Source organism: Knoellia sp. AC549 (genome assembly GCF_979258975.1).
In genome coordinates this window covers 1,845,706-1,860,915 of record NZ_OZ409890.1, presented here as the reverse complement: position 1 = coordinate 1,860,915, position 15,210 = coordinate 1,845,706, and the positions used below count along the sequence as shown (strand labels likewise).

16 protein-coding genes and 1 pseudogene are annotated in these 15,210 nt (G+C 70.2%); 7 read left to right on the top strand and 10 right to left on the bottom strand.

The window, feature by feature from the left end; genetic code table 11:
- Positions 1-24 precede the first annotated feature (24 nt).
- From ACZZ98_RS08895 to ACZZ98_RS08865, 7 genes are read right to left on the bottom strand one after another with little or no spacing between them, the layout of a single operon-like run.
- A complete protein-coding gene (locus tag ACZZ98_RS08895) occupies positions 25-1,068 on the bottom strand; it encodes a Gfo/Idh/MocA family protein (protein WP_463515896.1) in 1,044 nt (347 codons plus the stop codon).
- Complete coding sequence (iolD, locus tag ACZZ98_RS08890) at positions 1,065-3,008, bottom strand: 3D-(3,5/4)-trihydroxycyclohexane-1,2-dione acylhydrolase (decyclizing) (RefSeq protein ID WP_463515895.1); 1,944 nt, start codon at positions 3,006-3,008, stop codon at positions 1,065-1,067. The genes ACZZ98_RS08895 and iolD overlap by 4 nt, the downstream gene beginning before the upstream one ends.
- On the bottom strand, positions 3,001-3,879 hold the full coding sequence (iolB, locus tag ACZZ98_RS08885) for a 5-deoxy-glucuronate isomerase (RefSeq protein WP_463515894.1): 879 nt from the start codon (positions 3,877-3,879) through the stop codon (positions 3,001-3,003). Before iolB ends, iolD begins: the two co-directional genes overlap by 8 nt.
- Positions 3,876-4,754 carry a class I fructose-bisphosphate aldolase gene (locus tag ACZZ98_RS08880; RefSeq protein WP_463515893.1) on the bottom strand — a complete coding sequence of 293 codons (879 nt, stop codon included), beginning with the start codon at positions 4,752-4,754 and terminating at the stop codon, positions 3,876-3,878. The genes iolB and ACZZ98_RS08880 overlap by 4 nt, the downstream gene beginning before the upstream one ends.
- Positions 4,754-5,722 carry a 5-dehydro-2-deoxygluconokinase gene (gene iolC / locus ACZZ98_RS08875; RefSeq protein ID WP_463515892.1) on the bottom strand — a complete coding sequence of 323 codons (969 nt, stop codon included), beginning with the start codon at positions 5,720-5,722 and terminating at the stop codon, positions 4,754-4,756. Before iolC ends, ACZZ98_RS08880 begins: the two co-directional genes overlap by 1 nt.
- Positions 5,722-6,636 carry a TIM barrel protein gene (locus ACZZ98_RS08870; RefSeq protein ID WP_463515891.1) on the bottom strand — a complete coding sequence of 305 codons (915 nt, stop codon included), beginning with the start codon at positions 6,634-6,636 and terminating at the stop codon, positions 5,722-5,724. Before ACZZ98_RS08870 ends, iolC begins: the two co-directional genes overlap by 1 nt.
- Positions 6,633-7,700 carry a Gfo/Idh/MocA family protein gene (locus ACZZ98_RS08865; protein WP_463515890.1) on the bottom strand — a complete coding sequence of 356 codons (1,068 nt, stop codon included), beginning with the start codon at positions 7,698-7,700 and terminating at the stop codon, positions 6,633-6,635. Before ACZZ98_RS08865 ends, ACZZ98_RS08870 begins: the two co-directional genes overlap by 4 nt.
- A gap of 89 nt (positions 7,701-7,789) precedes the next feature.
- Here ACZZ98_RS08865 and ACZZ98_RS08860 point away from each other — a divergent pair, with 89 nt between their 5' ends.
- Complete coding sequence (locus tag ACZZ98_RS08860; protein WP_463515889.1) at positions 7,790-8,530, top strand: GntR family transcriptional regulator; 741 nt, start codon at positions 7,790-7,792, stop codon at positions 8,528-8,530.
- A 96-nt stretch (positions 8,531-8,626) separates the two neighbouring features.
- Positions 8,627-9,136 carry a helix-turn-helix domain-containing protein gene (locus ACZZ98_RS08855; protein WP_463515888.1) on the top strand — a complete coding sequence of 170 codons (510 nt, stop codon included), beginning with the start codon at positions 8,627-8,629 and terminating at the stop codon, positions 9,134-9,136.
- Between the two features lie 193 nt (positions 9,137-9,329).
- Here ACZZ98_RS08855 and ACZZ98_RS08850 read toward each other — a convergent pair whose 3' ends face one another.
- Positions 9,330-10,082, bottom strand: coding sequence for an AAA family ATPase (locus ACZZ98_RS08850; protein ID WP_463515887.1), 753 nt, complete (start codon positions 10,080-10,082; stop codon positions 9,330-9,332).
- 106 nt (positions 10,083-10,188) lie between these two features.
- Between ACZZ98_RS08850 and lysS the strand changes: the two are divergent.
- The 5 genes and pseudogenes from lysS to ACZZ98_RS08825 all read left to right on the top strand — a co-directional run bounded on the left by lysS (position 10,189) and on the right by ACZZ98_RS08825 (position 13,382).
- Positions 10,189-11,695 (top strand): annotated as a pseudogene (gene lysS, locus ACZZ98_RS08845) (lysine--tRNA ligase).
- A 2-nt stretch (positions 11,696-11,697) separates the two neighbouring features.
- Entirely contained in the window at positions 11,698-11,865 is a 168-nt protein-coding gene (locus ACZZ98_RS08840) for a lysyl-tRNA synthetase (RefSeq protein WP_463515886.1), read from the top strand.
- Between the two features lie 46 nt (positions 11,866-11,911).
- The gene (locus tag ACZZ98_RS08835) at positions 11,912-12,235 is read left to right on the top strand and encodes a histone-like nucleoid-structuring protein Lsr2 (RefSeq protein WP_463515885.1); all 324 of its coding nucleotides are present in this window, start codon (positions 11,912-11,914) and stop codon (positions 12,233-12,235) included.
- 56 nt (positions 12,236-12,291) lie between these two features.
- Positions 12,292-12,897: a (2Fe-2S)-binding protein gene (locus tag ACZZ98_RS08830; RefSeq protein WP_463515884.1), complete on the top strand. Its 606-nt coding sequence runs from the start codon at positions 12,292-12,294 to the stop codon at positions 12,895-12,897.
- A 44-nt stretch (positions 12,898-12,941) separates the two neighbouring features.
- The gene (locus tag ACZZ98_RS08825; RefSeq protein ID WP_463515883.1) at positions 12,942-13,382 is read left to right on the top strand and encodes a hypothetical protein; all 441 of its coding nucleotides are present in this window, start codon (positions 12,942-12,944) and stop codon (positions 13,380-13,382) included.
- Between the two features lie 11 nt (positions 13,383-13,393).
- On the opposite strand, the gene ligD (ACZZ98_RS08820) is transcribed toward ACZZ98_RS08825, so the two are convergent.
- Both ligD (ACZZ98_RS08820) and ligD (ACZZ98_RS08815) read right to left on the bottom strand, forming a co-directional pair.
- Positions 13,394-14,275 carry a non-homologous end-joining DNA ligase gene (gene ligD / locus ACZZ98_RS08820; protein ID WP_463515882.1) on the bottom strand — a complete coding sequence of 294 codons (882 nt, stop codon included), beginning with the start codon at positions 14,273-14,275 and terminating at the stop codon, positions 13,394-13,396.
- On the bottom strand, positions 14,268-15,209 hold the full coding sequence (gene ligD / locus ACZZ98_RS08815; RefSeq protein ID WP_463515881.1) for a non-homologous end-joining DNA ligase: 942 nt from the start codon (positions 15,207-15,209) through the stop codon (positions 14,268-14,270). Before ligD (ACZZ98_RS08815) ends, ligD (ACZZ98_RS08820) begins: the two co-directional genes overlap by 8 nt.
- Position 15,210: the final 1 nt, after the last annotated feature.

Sequence of the window (15,210 nt, the reverse complement as noted above, 5' to 3'; positions counted from 1 at the left end):
TGCTTCCTTCGTGCGAGGAGGGTTCTAGGACAACGTGAGTGGGTCGACGAGGTCGACGGTGACGCGCTCACCGGACGCGAGCGAGGCCATGCCGGCACTCGAGACCGCCGTGGCGGCATACCCGTCCCAGACGGACGGACCGACGGACTCGCCCCGCAGGGCCGAGTCGACCCACGACTGGACTTCGAGGTCGTATGCCGTGGCGAACCTCGTGCGGTAGTCCGCCGGGACCGCTCCGCCCCACCGGCCCGACCCGTCGGCCGCCAGCGTGGCGGAGTAGAGCCCGGTCGAGGGGCGGCCGATGACCACGGACCCGCGCTCGGCGACCGCCTCGCACCGCACCTCGTAGCCGACCTGGCTGTTGACGAACACCTCGTTGGTGACGAGCCCGCCCCCGGCCATCGTGAAGATCGCGACCTGCGGGTCGACGACCCCGGGCGAGGCATGTGTCGTGGGTGCGGGTGACATCACCTGGATGGCCACGACCTCCTCACCGAAGAGGAAGCGGGCGACGTCGATCTCGTGGACGAGGCTGTCGCGCACGATCATCTCGGAGCGGAAGTCGGCGTGGGGGACCGAGGAGTTGCGGTGGACGTTGTGCAGCAGCAGAGTTCGGCCGAGGGTGCCGCCGGCCAGCACCGACCGCAGCTGGGCGTACTCAGGGTCGAAGCGTCGCATGAACCCGACCTGGATGAGGGAGCGGCCGAGGCGCCCTCGGACCTCCCGTTCGGCCTGCACGAGTCGCAGCGACGACTCGGTGTCCATCGTGAGCGGCTTCTCGCAGAGCACCGGCTTGGCGGCCGCGAGGCAGGCGAGGACCTGCTCCTCGTGGACGAAGCCGGGCGAGGCCAGGATCACGGCGTCGACGTCATCGGCGGCGATGAGCTCGAGAGCGTCCCCCTCCGACCGCACGCCGTCGAAGCGCCCGGCCAGCTCCTTGGCACGCACCTCGTCAGGGTCGGCGACCGCGACGAGCCGAGCCCCGGCGGTCCGTCGCGCAAGCCGCTCGGCGTGGTCGGCGCCCATGATCCCGACACCGACGACGCCGATGCGCAGCACCTCCGTCATGACTGCCTCCCCAGGCCGAGGTGCGCCCTCTGGTCCTGCTTGTGGACCGCGTAGTCCTCGAAGGCGCTCCGGGTCGAGTCGAGCTCGCTCACCTGGGCTACGGGCACGTCCCACCAGCTCTCGCTGTCCGGGGCGAAGACGCGCGGGTCGGTCTCGACGTGGATGACGACCGGACCGCCGTCGCCCGGCCAGGCCTTGGCCTCGGCGATGGCAGCGCCGAGCTCGTCGCGCGAGTGCACCTCGATGACGTGGGCGCCGAGACTGCGCGCGTTGGCGGCGAGGTCGACGGGCAGCACGTCGCCGTCGAGCCGGTGCGAGCCCTCGCCACGACGCCGGTATGCCGTCCCGAACCGTTGCGATCCCAGGCCTTCCGAGAGTGACCCGATGGAGTGGAAGCCGTGGTTCTGGACGAGGACGACGATGACCTTGACCCGCTCCTGGACCGCGGTGACCAGCTCGGTCGGCATCATGAGGTAGCCGCCGTCACCGACCATCGCGAAGACGTCGCGGGTCGGGTCGGCGAGGCGGATGCCGATCGACGCCGGCACCTCGTAGCCCATGCAGGAGTAGCCGTACTCGACGTGGTATCCCTTGCGGTCGCGCACCCGCCACAGCTTGTGCAGGTCTCCCGGCATCGAGCCGGCGGCACACAGCACGACGTCTTGCGGGTCGCTCAGCTCGTTGACGGCGCCGATGACCGACGCCTGGGTGAGCAGTCCGTCGGCCAGGGCCTCGGTCACCGACGCAGGCGGTGCGTATGCCGCGTCCACCGCCTTGTCCCACCGGCGCCACAGGGTGCCCTGCCGCTTGCGATAGCTGTCGGAGACCGACCAGCCGTCGAGGGCTTCGGTGAGTGCGAGCAAAGTCTCGCGGGCGTCACCGACGACGGAGAGGCCTGACTGCTTGCCTGCGTCGAAGCCTGCGATGTTGAGGTTGACGAAGCGAGCACCCGTGCGTGCAAACGCTGTTCGCGATGCCGTGGTGAAGTCGCCCCAGCGGGTCCCGACGCCGATGACGACGTCGGCCTCGGCCGCGAGGGCGTTGGCCGCTGTCGTCCCGGTCGACCCGATGGCGCCTACGAGATGCGGGTGTCCGTGGAGGAGCGAGCCCTTGCCTGCCTGGGTCTCGGCCACCGCCATCCCGGTCGCGTCGGCGAGGGCGGCGAGCGCGTCCTCGGCACCCGAGTAGTGCACGCCACCGCCGGCCACGACGAGCGGCTTCCTCGCCGACCGGATGAGGTCGGCTGCGGCGGCTATCCGCGATGCCTCGGGGACGGGTCGAGCCACGTGCCACACCCGCTCGTCGAAGAGCTCGACCGGCCAGTCGAAGGCCTCGGCCTGGACGTCCTGGGGCAGTGAGACGGTCACGGCACCGGTCTCGACCGGGTCGGTGAGGACGCGCATCGCCGACAGCAGCGCCGACGGCAGCTGCTCGGGGCGCATCACCTCGTCGAAGAAGCGCGACAGGGGGCGGAAGGCATCGTTGACGGTCACGTCACCGGCATACGGGGCCTCGAGCTCCTGCAGCACTGGTGACGACACACGCGTCGCGAAGGTGCCAGAAGGCAGCAGCAGCACCGGGATCCGGTTGATCGTCGCGAGCGCGGCGCCGGTCAGCATGTTCGTCGAGCCGGGGCCGACCGACGCGGTGCAGACCCACGTCTGGAGCCGGTCCTTGTGCTTGGCGTAGCCGACAGCGGTGTGGACCATGGCCTGCTCGTTGCGCGCCAGCACGTAGGGCAGGTCGGCAGCCAGTCCGCGCTCCGTCGCGGCGAGCTCCTCCTGCAGGAGCGCCTGCCCGATGCCGGCGACGTTGCCGTGCCCGAAGATGCCGAGGCACCCGGCGAACAGGCGCTGGCGCTCGCCGTCACGCTCGGACCACTGCTGTCCGAGGAACCGGATCGTCGCCTGGGCCACGGTGAGTCGCACGGTGTCAGTCATCGGTGCTCCAGGTCTCTCGCACCCACGCATGGGCGGGGTCGTCGGCGATGAGCCAGGCCCGTTCCGTGCCGGGACCGGCCATGACGTTGAGGTAGTAGAGGTCGGCGTCCGGCGCCGCCATCGCCGGACCGTGCCACCCGTGGGGGACGAGCACGACGTCACCGGTCCGGACCTCGGCGAGCACGTCGATCGGTCGGCCCTCGGTGCCGTAGACCCGCTGGTAGCCCACGGGGTCGGTGCCGCGCGGGTCGGTGGACCGCGTCTCGAAGTAGTAGATCTCCTCGAGCTCGGACTCGATCCCGGGGCGGTCCTCGTCGTGCTTGTGCGGCGGCCACGAGCTCCAGTTGCCGGCAGGGGTGATGACCTCGCACACCAGGACGGCGTCGGCGTCGAGGACGGGCGGCAGCCCGAAGGCGCGCACCTCTCGACTCGCGTTGCCGGCCCCGCGCTGCTCGGGGGCCGCCTCGTCGGCGGCGATCCGGCGCGGCTCGCGGTCGGTCGTCGCGCGGGCACCGCAGAGAGCCACCCGTGCCACGCCCGTTCCGCTGTTGTGCACCGTGATCGTGCGCGCACGCGGCAGGTATGCCGTGTCGCTGGGTCCGTCGAAGACGCTCGCCCGTCCCGCGAGCACGATCGACTCGGCGTCGTCGATGTCGACGGTCACGGACCCGGCCAGGGGCACGACGACGACCTCCTCGTCGCCCGTGTCATGGGTCGTCGCGACCCCAACCTCCAGCTCGAGGACACGGAGGCTCGTGTGCTGCCAACCGTCGACCTCGTCGGTGATCGCGACCGCGAAGGGCCCCGAAACGGCCTCACCACGGGCCAAGACCCACCGGGCGTTGTCGGCGCCGAGGCCACCGCAGGTCATGTCGTCCTCCCGTGCACGAGCCCTGAGGCGATGTCGACGGCGCTGCCGACGTCACCGTCCGGCGGGTAGAGGAGGGCTCGGCCCACCACGAGACCGGTCACGGAGGGGAGGGTGAGCGCCTCGGCCCACGCGGCATACGTGTCCTGGGGGTCGCCCTGGGGGTCGCCGCCGAGCAAAAGGGTCGGCAGGGTCGTCGCGTCCATGACGCGGGCGAGATCCTCGACGACGGGAAGCTTGAGCCAGGTGTGCGCACTGCTCGCGCCGAGCCCGCTCGCGACGGCGACCGACGCGATCACGGAGTCCGGGTCGAGGAGGTTGCGGACGCGGCCGTCCTCGACGACGGACAGGAAGGGCTCGACCATGGCCATGAGGCCGTGCTGCGCGAGCTCAGTGACCGCGTGGGCACTGGCCTCGAGGGTCGAGACGGTGCCGGGGTCACCGAGGCAGACGCGGGTGAGCATCTTGCCGCCGTCGAGTCCCCGAGCCGCGATCTCGTCGGCGGTCCAGGCGGTGAAGCGGTCGTCGAGCTCGAAGACCGCGCCCTGCAGCCCGCCGCGGTTCATCGAGCCGATGGCGACCTTGTCGTCGAGAGCGCCGAGGAGGACGAGGTCGTCGAGGACATCGGCCGTCGCGAGCACGCCGTCGACGCCCGGCCGGGCCAGTGCCGTGACGAGCCGCTCGAGGAGCTCGCGGCGGCTGCCCATGGCCGTGGCGTCGCCGCGCACGCCGAGGGCGCCGCGAGCCGGGTGGTCCGCTGCCACGAGCAGCATCCGGCCGTCGTCGCCGACGAGCGGGCGCCGTCGGCGACCCGCCCATGCCGAGGCGATGCGACCGGGATCCGTGACTCGGATCCGGGTGAGCTCGTCGAGCTCCATCAGCGTCCCCCTCGGAGTGCGGCCTCGACCTCGTCGGTCGTCGGCATCGCGGTCGAGCACTCGAGCCGTCCGGCGACGAGTGCCCCGGCGACGTTGGCGAACTCGATGGTGCGGCGCAGGTCCCAGCCGGCGAGCAGCCCGTGGACGAGCGCCCCACCGAAGGCGTCGCCCGCACCGAGCCCGTTGACGACCTCGACGGGGAAGGGTGCCACCTCGACCCGCTCGTTGCGGGTCGCCGCGAGCACCCCGCGCGGACCCTGCTTGACGACGGCGAGCTCGAGGCCGCGCTCGAGAAGGGCGTCGGCCGCGCGGTGCGCGTCGGTCTCGCCGACGGCGACCTCGCACTCCTCGCGGTTGCCGACGGCGATGGTCACGTGGTCGAGGGCGCTGCTCACCTGGGCGCGCGCCTCGTCGGACGAGGCCCAGAACATGGGCCGGTAGTCGAGGTCAAGGATGGTGTGCTCGGCCCTCGCGCGGGCCTCCCACAACGCGAAGTGCGTTGCGCGAGAGGGCTCCTGCGAGAGTCCTGTGACCGTGGACCAGTGCACCTTGGCTGCCCGCACGTCCTCGACGACGGCCTCGGTCGGCTCGACCATGAGGTCCGGCGCGATCGGGTAGCGATAGAAGGAGAGCGGGAAGTCGTCCGGCGGGTGCACTTCGCAGAACGTCACCGGAGTCGGTGGCACGCGGCCCTGCTCGCCCTCGATCGGCGTGATGTGGACGGGATCGACCCCGAGGCGCTCGGCCTCCTGCTGCACGTACCTCCCGAAGGCGTCTCCCCCCACCTTCGTGACGAGGCTGACGCGGTGCCCGTGGCGGGCGGCCGCGACGGCGACGTTGGTGGCGCTCCCGCCGAGGAACTTCTGGAACGTGCTGACGTCCTCGAGCCCGACGCCGTGCTGGAGGGGATAGATGTCGACGCCCGTGCGCCCGACGGCGACGAGGTCGTATGCCTTGACCCCACCCATCAGGTGCCGCTCTCGAGGTGCTGGGCGATGGCGGTGATGTGGGCGATCGAGGTCCGCACGTCCGCGCTCGGGTCGACCCCGGTCTGTGAAGGGGGGCCGGTGAGGACGGTGTCCTGCTCGAGGACGTACCAGCCGGCATACCCGGCGTTCTCGAGCGACCGGACGATCGCGGCGATGTCGACGTCACCCTTCCCGAGGGGGACGTACATGCCGTCCGCGACCGCGTCCGTGTAGCCCTGTCGTCCCTCCTGGACCCCCTTGGCGAGGTCGAGGCGCACGTCCTTGAGGTGGACGTGGGCGATGCGCCCGGGGTGCTGGCGAGCGAGCTCGACCGGGTCGCCGCCGCCGATGAGGAGGTGGCCGGTGTCGAGGCAGAGGCTGATGCGTGAGCCGGCGAGGACGCGCTCTGCCTCGACACCCGACTCGACGATGGTGCCGACGTGGGGGTGCAGGGTCGCCGTCAGCCCGTGCGCCTCGGCGGACGCGGTGACGAGGTCGAGGTTCTCGAGCAGGGTCTCCCACTGGGCGTCGGTCAGCACCGGCCGGTCGTCGTAGCCTTCGACGCCCGTGGCCGCGGCGATGACGACGGTGGTGGCGCCCGCGACGACGAGGGCCTCGATCGCCTTCTCGACCTCGGGAATCGGGTCGTGGTCGGGGTCATGGAGGACAGCCGGCACGAACTGCCCGACCGCGCGCAGCCCGGCCTCGGACAGGGTCGAGGCCTTGTCGGCGGGGGCGTCGGGCAGGAAGCCGTCGGGCCCGAACTCGGTGGCCGAGATGCCGACGTCACGCATCTGGGTCAGCACGGTGCCGACGTCGAGCTGGTGCCCCCAGCCGGGGACCTCGCAGACCCCCCACGAGATGGGCGCTCCGGCGATGCGTTCGGTGAGCGGGGGACGGTCGGGGGTGCTCATGCGGTGGCCTTCGTGGCTGGGGTCTGGGAGGTCGGGGTGGCTGAGCTGGCGGGTGCCGCGGAGGCGTTCGGGATCTCTCGCATCGACACGAGTCGACGCTGCGCCCGTGAGAGCTCGCAGGCCTCGGCCGTGCGGAACGCCTGGAGGGCGTCGCGGACGGTGCACGGGCTGGCGATCCGACCGGCGGCCACGTCACAGAACGCCGTGAGCTCGGCACGGTAGGCCGCGAGGAAGCGCTGCATGAAGCTGGCGTGGGGTGGGCCCGCCGGGAAGGCCACCCCCTCCTCCGCGGATCGGAGCGCGAGCGAGTCGTCGAGGCCGACGGCGAGGTTGGCGGCGGAGCCCATGACCTCCATCCGGACGTCATGACCGCCGCCGCTGTAGCGGGTCGAGGTCGCGGTGACCAGCGTGCCGTCGTCGAGCGTGAGGATCGCGGCACCGGTGTCGACGTCACCCGCCGCACCGAAGAAGGCGGCGCCCTTGTTCTCGCCTGTCGCATAGACGGTGTCGACCTCTCGGCCGGTGACGAACCGGACGATGTCGAAGTCGTGCACCGAGCAGTCGCGGAAGATGCCACCACTCGTCGGGATGTAGGCAGCGTGGGGCGGCTCCTGGTCGTGCGTGAGCGCGCGGACGGCGTGGATGGTGCCGAGCTCGCCGGTGGCGACGGCTTCCCTGGCGCGCAGGTAGCCGAGGTCGAAGCGACGCTGGAAGCCGATGTGCACCGGGGTGGCGCTGCTCTCCGCAAGCTCGGTGAGGGCGATGGTCTCGTCGAGCGATGCCGCGACCGGCTTCTCGCAGAACGTGGGTATGCCGGCCGCGAGCGCCTTGCGGAGCAGTGGCGCGTGCGCTGTGGTCGCGGTGGCGATGACGAGGGCGTCGATCCCGGAGGCCAGGAGGCTGTCGATGTCACTCGCCGCGCTCAGGCCCTGCTCCGTCGCGACCCGCTCCGCCAGGGCGGAGTCGATGTCGGCGACGACGACCTCGTCGACGGCGTCCAGTCCGGCGAGGGTGCTCGCGTGGAAGGCGCCGATGCGGCCCACTCCGGCCAGTCCGATCCTCATGACGAGAACTGTTCCGCCCCGACCTCGGTCGTGTCAACCTTTGTTAGGACATATGGTCATATGGACCCGGCTTCGCTACTGTGCCGGACATGACCGCACAGCTCGTGAGCGTGAGCATCGACCGGGGTTCGCCGGTGCCGCTCTATCACCAGCTCTCCGAGCAGCTGTGTGCAGCGATCAACGACGGCCGGCTCCAACCGGGGGATCCGTTCGAGAACGAGGTGGCTCTGGCACAGCGCCTGTCGATCTCGCGGCCGACGGTGCGGCGGGCGATCCAGGAGATGGTGGACAAGGGGCTGCTCGTGCGTCGCCGCGGGCTCGGCACGACCGTGGCCAACCGCAAGGTGCATCGACGGGTGGCGCTCAGCAGCCTCTTCGACGACCTCCAACGTGAGGGTCGGGTGCCACGCACCGTCCTGCTCCAGCACGAGACGGTGACCGACCAGGGCGCCGCGAACGCCCTCGACCTCCCCCCCGACACGCCCCTGCTCGCCATCGTCCGTCTGCGGTCGGCCGGCGACTCCCCGCTCGCCGTGATGCGCAACTGGCTGCCGCCGGCATACGGGGACATCTCCCGTGAGGAGCTCGAGGCGACCGGCCTGTATGCCGCGTTGCGCGCCCGTGGCGTGCATGCGGTCGTCGCTCACCAGTCCATTGCAGCGCGGATGCCGACGCCTGCAGAGCGCAGGCACCTGAGGATTCGTGGCACCCAGCCCGTGCTGACGATGACCCGGATGGCGTTCGACGGGGCGGGGACCGCGGTCGAGTACGGCGACCACAGCTATCGCGCGGAGGACTACACGATCGACCTCATGGTCGACGAGCGCTGACCTCGGTCGTCCACAGGCGCACGGTCTCGATGTGCGTTGTCCACAATCCACGGTTGCGGGTGGCGGAGCGCGCGAGCAGTGGCGTCGGATGGGCCCATGGACGCGTACGGACCCGGCGGCACGGGCCTCGACGGTGAGGCAGTGGGTGCGGCGATGCGCTTGGCGCGACGCCGGCTGGGCTTGAGCCAACGGGCGTTGGCCGAGGCGCTCTCGTGGGACCGGGCCAAGGTAGGTCGCTGGGAGAACGGCGCGGTGTCCGAGGGGTTTGAGGAAGTTGTGGCGATCCTGAGGGTCTTGGGCTTCGAGCTGCTCTTGACCGATCCTGCTGGCGATCGGTGGGCCGACATGGACGACCCGGCCGAGCACGTCCTCGACCGAGCAGACCGACGGTTTCCTGCTCATCTCGAACTGTGCGCCGAGAACACCTCGTCGACGTGGAACTGGACGCGACACCGGGGCGAGCCCTCGCCCAACGCTTCACAGACATCGTTTCGTCGCCGTACCCAGGTGGAGGTCGTGGCCGAGGCGGCAAGATGGCGAGCCGAGCCGCGCACGACTCCTGGAGCTGGCAAGAGCGGTCAGGGCTTCACCCGACCGGCTCCGTGAGCGAGCGAACCAAACCCTGGTGCCCCACATGTGCCCAGTTCGCGCTGTGCACTGCTGCGCCCCAGCGCAGCAGAGCCAGCGTTGCTGCGCCTCAGCGCAGCAGAGCCAGCATTGCTGCGCCGCACCGCAGCAATGCACAGCGCGGGCGGAGAAGGTGCCTAGGTGCCACTGCCGGGGCAGAACGACGCCTGGCTCAGTCGAGGACGTGGCGCAGGTAGCGGTCGGGGGCGTCGAGGAACCGGCGGTAGTTGCTCACCACCTCCAGGTCCCGCCACTCCACCTGCTCGATGCCCGACTCGGACAGCTCGAGGATCGTCGCGCCCGGCACGGACGCGAGGATCGGCGAGTGGGTGGCCAGCAGGACCTGGGCTCGCGGACGCGCCGCCATCGCCGCCAGCTCGCCCACGAGATGCAGCTGCGCCGGGAACGACAGACCGGCCTCCGGCTCGTCCCACACGAAGAATCCGTCGCCGTCGAACCTCCCCGTGGACAGCAGGGAGACGAACGACTCTCCGTGGGAGCGGGCGTGGAAGACCGGCTCGGGTCGAGCACCGGGGTTGGTGTCGAGCCAGGTCATCAAGCCGTGCATCGTCTCGGCGCGCACGAAGTATCCCCACCTCGACGCTCCCGGCCCTCGCGACAGCTGCAGCCACTCCCAGAGTCCTGACTCCGTGGCATGAGTGCTGTGCCGCGCGGCGGTGGAGCCGCCCTCGGCGTTCAGACCGAACGCCATGGCGATCGCCTCGATCAGCGTCGACTTCCCGCTCCCGTTGTCGCCGACGAGGATCGTGCAGGAGCCTAGGTCGAGCCCATCGCGAAGCACCTGATCGACGGCTGGGATCGTCACCGGCCAGGTACCTGCGTCGGGCACGGTGGCATACGGGCTCTGCTGGACACGACGCACGGGCAGCTGCTCCATCCATCCCACTCGCTGCTCCGGCTCCACGGCCATCAAGTTACTGCCTGCGGCATGGGACCTCGCGGACGTCACGTCCGAGCACTCAGCGAACCCTCGTACCCTTGAGCGCGTGAGCGAGACCCCCGCCGACACCTTGGCCAGCAGCACCGCCAGCACCAGCGCCCCCGAGACCGACCTGTCCGAGCAGCAGCGCATCCGCCGCGAGAAGCGCGAGCGTCTGCTGGAAGCCGGCACACCGGCATACCCCGTCGTGGTCGACCGGACCCACAGCCTCGCCGAGGTGCGCTCGGAGTGGGGACACCTCGAGACCGGGCAGGAGACCGACGACGTGGTCTCGGTCGCCGGCCGCGTCGTCTTCGTCCGCAACACCGGCAAGCTCGCGTTCGCCACCCTCCAGGAGGGCGAGGGCATCCGGCTCCAGGTCATGCTTAGCCTGGCCGAGGTGGGCGAGGACGCGCTCGCCGCCTGGAAGTCCGACGTCGACCTCGGCGACCACGTGTCCGTCACCGGCCGCGTCATCAGCAGCCGCCGCGGCGAGCTTCTCCGTCATGGCCACCGGCTGGACCATGGCGTCCAAGGCGCTGCGCCCCCTGCCCGTCCTGCACAAGGAGCTCTCCGAGGAGAGTCGGGTGCGCCAGCGCTACGCCGACCTCGTCGTGCGCCAGGAGGCGCGCGACATGGTGCGGACCAAGGCTCGGATCTACACCGCCATGCGTCACGAGCTCGAGCGCCAGGGCTACCTCGAGGTCGAGACCCCGATCCTCCAGCTCATCCACGGCGGAGCCGCGGCGCGACCCTTCAGGACCCACCTCAACGCGTTCGACCAGGAGATGACGCTCCGCATCGCGCTCGAGCTCAACCTCAAGAAGGCCGTCGTCGGTGGCGTCGACCGGGTCTACGAGATGGGCCGCATCTTCCGCAACGAAGGCGTCGATGCCACGCACTCCCCCGAGTTCACGATGCTCGAGGCCTACCAGGCATGGGGCGACCAGACGACCATCGCGCAGCTGCTCAAGGACGTCTACCTCGCCGCTGCCGACGCCGTGGGCTCGCGCCAGATCGAGACCGACAAGGGGACGATCGACCTCGACGGCGACTGGCGCTGGCTGCCGGTCTACGACGGCGTGAGCGAAGCGGTGGGCGAGTGCGTCACCATCGACACCGACCTCGAGACCCTGCGGGGGCATGCTGCGAAGCACGACGTCGCGATCGACCCGGCCTGGGACAAGGACAAGGTCTTCCTCGAGCTCCTCGGCGAGCTCGTCGAGCCCCGCCTGCTCCAGCCGACCTTCCTCTGCGACTACCCCGCCATCGCCCAGCCCCTGGCCCGTCCGCACCGCAGCAAGCCCGGGCTCATCGAGGCGTGGGACGTCATCATCGGCGGCGTCGAGCGCGGCACCGGCTTCTCGGAGCTCGTCGACCCGGTCATCCAGCGCAAGGTCCTCGAGGACCAGTCGCTGAGGGCGGCCGGTGGCGACCCCGAAGCCATGCAGCTCGACGAGGACTTCCTTCGAGCGCTCGAGTACGGCGCTCCGCCCATGGGTGGACTGGGGCTGGGCGTCGACCGGCTCGTCATGCTCTTCACCGGGGCCAACATTCGCGAGACCATTCTTTTCCCCCACCTCAAGCCGGAGGCCTGACCATGTGGGACGCCGTCTGGCCCTACCTCGCTGCCATCCTGCCCACGATCATCGTGGCTGCCCTCTTCTATTTCCTCATGAAGAGCATCCTGGAAGGCGACCGCCGCGAGCGCCTCGCGCAGAGCCAGTGGGAAAAGGAAGAGCACAACGGCACCGAGGACAATTCCTGACTGTTAGCCTTTGCACGTCATATTCGGCTTGTGAAGGGAATTCCAGATGGCACAGCGTGTGCAGGTGTTGCTCGTCGACGACCTCGACAACAGCGACGCCGACGAGACCGTGACCTTTGCACTGGACGGTGTCAGCTACGAGATCGACCTCAACGCCGCCAATGCGGGCAAGCTCCGCGACGCGTTGGCGCCGTGGGTCGGTCACGCCCGTCGTTCGGGTGGTCGCAAGGCCACGGCCCGAAGCACGGGAGCACGTCGCAAGGATGTCTCCGCGGTGCGCGAATGGGCCCGCGAGAACGGTCATGACGTCAGTGAGCGCGGCCGCATTCCGGCAACGGTGCAAGAGGCCTATGACAAGGCCAACCGCTGATCTCGACAGATCCCCGTGAGGCGACGGCACCCGATGCGGGTGCCGTCGCCTTCCTCATGTCGCGACTTCACGGATATCTCACCTTTGTCGGTGGACGCCATCTCGACAGGCCACTGACCAGCGCATTTGCCTATTCCGACGAGTGGCGTGCCATTCTCACGCGGATCAACAACCACCTGTATGCCGTCGCCTCCCCTCCGCAGGTCGCCTCGGCATTTGTCCTGCAACACCTCCTGAGCATTCCTGCGCAGCTGTCCGCATTTGCAGCGGTCACCGGCCCGTGGGTCGTGGACCTGGGCACGCTCGAGGACTCGCGCATCTCCTGCGACCTCGCCCCCGGCCTCTATCCCGAACGGCTCGGCTTCCTGTCGGTCAGCCCGGCAGCCCCGGATCTGGAGGACCGCCTGCGCGGTGCGCGGACGGCATACCGGGTTCTGGGTCGGGAGATCGCCGACGCCTACGACGGTGGCGTCAAGATGTCGAGCCTTCAGCGGTTCGGCATGGTCGACGACCTGTGGGAGATGGCCCTGCGGGAGGCACGGGGGGCCGCGGGGCACGGACTCGGCCCGGCAGTCGAGCGCCAGTCGTGCTGCTTCATCTTCGCCCTCCCCGGCTGCCGCGAGTGCGCCGGCTGCCCTCGACTGTCCACCAGATCTGAGTAGGCCGCCCCATGGTCGAGCAGCACCCGCAGCGGCATCGTGGAGTCATGGCAGTCATCGTGAGAGCACTCGGGATCGGCCTGGCGGCTGCGGCTGCCTTCCTCCTCATGACCGCGTTCGACGACGGGGAGGGCGGGGCCAACATCGGCGCCGGCCTCGCGGTCTTCGCCGTGCTCGCGGGCGCAGGATTCACCTGGTCGCTGCTCGACGGGATCGGACAGCGTCGCCCTATCGGACTCGGGGTCCTGCTGCTGCGGTGGGTCCTCGTGTCGGTCCTCGCAGTCGCCGTCGTCGTGGCAGCCATGGAGCTGCGGGACGAACGTGACTACCTCGCCGACCTCGACGCCTCGTCGATGGTCTTCCTCGTCCTGCTCGTGCTGGTGCCCTCCATGGTGGGCGCCCTGATCGGGTATGCCGCTCGGGGCACCGCTGGCAGCACCACTCGCGTCCCGCCGGATCCAGCGCCGAACCAGACGCGTTCGAGCTGACCGGGGACGGGTCAGAGCAGGTCTTCGAGCAGGTCCCCGTGGGTCTCGAGCCGCTCGAGCATGTCGTCGAACATGACCTGCTCGAAGCGCTTGCCGGCCGCCCCGGCCTCGACCTCGTCCCACGTCCGGGGGGCGGCGACGCAGGGCAGCTCGCGACCTCGCAGCGAGTAGGGGCTGATCGTCGTCTTGGCCGCGACGTTCTGGCTCCAGTCGAGGAAGATCTTGCCCGGGCGCAGGGACTTCGTCATCTTCCACAGGACGAGGTCGGGGTGCTTCTTGGTCATCTCCTGCGCGAGCTGCTGGGCGAGGTCACGCACCTGGTCGCTCGTGAGATCGCCGCCGAGCGGGGCGTAGAGCTGCATCCCCTTGCTGCCCGACGTCACCGGATAGAGCACGAGCCCGAGCGCCTCGAGCCGCTCCCGCAGCACCAAAGCGACCTGCGCGCACTCCTTGAGCCCCGCCGGGTTGCCCGGGTCGAGGTCGATGACGAGCCGGTTGGGGTTCTCGCGCTCCCCGTCCTCGGAGACCGTCCACTGCGGCACGTGCACCTCGAGCGAGTTGAGGTTCACCAGATAGGTCAGCTGGGCGAGGTCGTCGACGAGCGGGTAGGTCACGTCGTCGATCTGCACCCGCGGCAACCAGGAGGGCGCACCACTCGGCACGTTCTTCTCGAAGAAGCTCTGGTCCGAGACCCCGTGCGGCCAGCGCACCCGTGTCACCGGGCGAGCAGCGATGTGCTGCAACAGGATCGGCCCCACGGTGGCGAAGTAGTTGAGCACCTCACCCTTGGTCGTCTCCGTGGACGGGAACATGACCTTGCCCAGGCTCGACAGCTTGAGGGTGCGCCCCTCCACCTCGACGCGGGTGATCTCGGGGACGTACTTGTCAGGCATCGCTCACCTCGTGCAGGTCGGAGGGCGTGAGATCGGTGCGAATCCCGAGGTAGGCCGGCTGCCGCAGCTTGCCGGTCGACCCTCGTCCCAGCGACTGCACCTCCACGACGACGGAGGGCTCCACCCAGGTCGCTCCGGACGCGTCCTCGCGCGGAACGGGGTTGGAGAACGGAGAAGCACTGCGGGACAACGGTTCCAGCAGGCTGCTGATCCTGGCACCCGCGGTGCCGACCAGTCCGGCACCGACGCGGCCGGCATACTCCCAACCACCGGCGCCGTCGGGCGTGCCGACGAGGACGGCGCCCAACCGGTTCGTCGTCCCCACCTCGGGGCGCCACCCGCCGATGACGACCGACAGGGTGGCCCGGTGCGGGGACTTGCGCCAGTCCGCGGAACGGCGGCCGGCGGCATACAGGGATGTTCGTCGTTTGCTCACGACTCCTTCGAGCCCCTGGTCACGGGTGGCCTCGAAGAGCTCCTCGCCGTCGTCATAGGTGGGCGGCACCTGCCAGGCCGAGCTGTGCAGCTCGAGGCGCTCGAGCAGCTCGCGGCGGGCCGACCAGGGCTGGGTCGTGAGGTCGGAGCCGAAGAGCCGCAGCAGGTCGAAGGCCATGAAGGTCACCGGTCGCGTCGTCGCGAGCTGGGCGGCCTTGCGCGGGGACGAGACGTGCATCCGTTCGGCCAGCGCTGCGAAGGACGGCAACCCACCGTCGAGGGCAACCACCTCACCGTCGAGGAGGAGGTCGTCATAGGTGTCGGTAAGCCCGGCCAGCTCGGGGAAGCTCACCGACACGTCACGGCCGGTCCGGCTCGACAGGACAAGACGCCCGTCGCGGACGTCGGCGAGGACCCGCATCCCGTCCCACTTGACCTCGTGCACCCACTCCGGGCCGCGCGGGATGCCGTCGGCGACGGCGGCGAGCATCGGCTTCATG

Bases quoted from the DNA above. Each gene is read 5' to 3' on its own strand.
- ACZZ98_RS08895 (WP_463515896.1), bottom strand. From the start codon at position 1,068: ATGACGGAGGTGCTGCGCATCGGCGTCGTCGGTGTCGGGATCATGGGC.
- iolD (WP_463515895.1), bottom strand. From the start codon at position 3,008: ATGACTGACACCGTGCGACTCACCGTGGCCCAGGCGACGATCCGGTTC.
- iolB (WP_463515894.1), bottom strand. From the start codon at position 3,879: ATGACCTGCGGTGGCCTCGGCGCCGACAACGCCCGGTGGGTCTTGGCC.
- ACZZ98_RS08880 (WP_463515893.1), bottom strand. From the start codon at position 4,754: ATGGAGCTCGACGAGCTCACCCGGATCCGAGTCACGGATCCCGGTCGC.
- iolC (WP_463515892.1), bottom strand. From the start codon at position 5,722: ATGGGTGGGGTCAAGGCATACGACCTCGTCGCCGTCGGGCGCACGGGC.
- ACZZ98_RS08870 (WP_463515891.1), bottom strand. From the start codon at position 6,636: ATGAGCACCCCCGACCGTCCCCCGCTCACCGAACGCATCGCCGGAGCG.
- ACZZ98_RS08865 (WP_463515890.1), bottom strand. From the start codon at position 7,700: ATGAGGATCGGACTGGCCGGAGTGGGCCGCATCGGCGCCTTCCACGCG.
- ACZZ98_RS08860 (WP_463515889.1), top strand. From the start codon at position 7,790: ATGACCGCACAGCTCGTGAGCGTGAGCATCGACCGGGGTTCGCCGGTG.
- ACZZ98_RS08855 (WP_463515888.1), top strand. From the start codon at position 8,627: ATGGACGCGTACGGACCCGGCGGCACGGGCCTCGACGGTGAGGCAGTG.
- ACZZ98_RS08840 (WP_463515886.1), top strand. From the start codon at position 11,698: ATGTGGGACGCCGTCTGGCCCTACCTCGCTGCCATCCTGCCCACGATC.
- ACZZ98_RS08835 (WP_463515885.1), top strand. From the start codon at position 11,912: ATGGCACAGCGTGTGCAGGTGTTGCTCGTCGACGACCTCGACAACAGC.
- ACZZ98_RS08830 (WP_463515884.1), top strand. From the start codon at position 12,292: ATGTCGCGACTTCACGGATATCTCACCTTTGTCGGTGGACGCCATCTC.
- ACZZ98_RS08825 (WP_463515883.1), top strand. From the start codon at position 12,942: ATGGCAGTCATCGTGAGAGCACTCGGGATCGGCCTGGCGGCTGCGGCT.
- ligD (WP_463515882.1), bottom strand. From the start codon at position 14,275: ATGCCTGACAAGTACGTCCCCGAGATCACCCGCGTCGAGGTGGAGGGG.
- ligD (WP_463515881.1), bottom strand. From the start codon at position 15,209: ATGAAGCCGATGCTCGCCGCCGTCGCCGACGGCATCCCGCGCGGCCCG.